This window comes from Bartonella sp. AA56HLJMS (assembly GCF_042197145.1).
Lineage (GTDB): Bacteria > Pseudomonadota > Alphaproteobacteria > Rhizobiales > Rhizobiaceae > Bartonella.
The window spans coordinates 1-716 of sequence record NZ_JBHIRL010000101.1; the positions used below are offsets into that span (position 1 = coordinate 1).

Annotated in this window: 1 protein-coding gene and 1 pseudogene; both read right to left on the reverse strand. The window is 40.8% G+C overall.

The features are described from left to right. Positions 1 to 71: 71 nt before the first annotated feature. Positions 72 to 476, reverse strand: a complete 405-nt coding sequence (locus ACFINI_RS10080) for a hypothetical protein (protein ID WP_375637904.1) — start codon at positions 474 to 476, stop codon at positions 72 to 74. After that, a pseudogene (locus tag ACFINI_RS10085) lies at positions 473 to 716 on the reverse strand (hypothetical protein); the annotation flags it as partial. The gene ACFINI_RS10080 and the pseudogene ACFINI_RS10085, both read right to left, overlap by 4 nt.

Sequence of the window (716 nt, forward strand, 5' to 3'; positions counted from 1 at the left end):
GGCTTTCTCAAGCTCATCAACCTGGTGCTTTATTTGGTGTAAATTCAAGGCTTTCTCTGCTGAAGCAAGACTTAAGGCTCGCATTCAGGTTGTTCTGGATGCTTTTTACAAAACGGGCTATTCAAGCGCTTCTTGACACTGCGCTGTGGGATGACAGCACCTGGACGACAAATCGGCAAGTTTTTCTCTTTAAAAGTATAACACCACCCCCCTCCTCTTTGATCTTTATAGCGGAATCCTGCTTGAACCATGCAAGCATCAACTGTTGCTTTAGCATTAATACTCTGCTGTTGGTTTTCTGGATCGATATCATAAGGGGTTGGCATACCACATTCTAACAAGGCTTTTCCTATCTCCGTAAAATCTGCTCCTGGCTTCCCCCACATACTCAGAGCCCCTGGAGAAGGCTTATCAATGTTACATCCAGCTACACTAACCAAAACTATTCCACTTAATAATTTCAAGATTTGTTTCATTTTTTCCTCCCTGAATATTTTGAATAAATTGGCGTACGATTAGGTAAACCATAGAACTTTGTACAAGCATCACTTGGATGTCCATAACAAGCATGAACACTTGGATAACCCTTAAATATTTGTCCTGCTTCTTTCCAAGGACCACTTCCAGGAGGTATTTGCTCAAAAGTGTAAGGATTTTTGCCAATCTTTGTACCAACAAAGTCATTTTTATGATTTTCCAAGTTTACGTAATCCTGC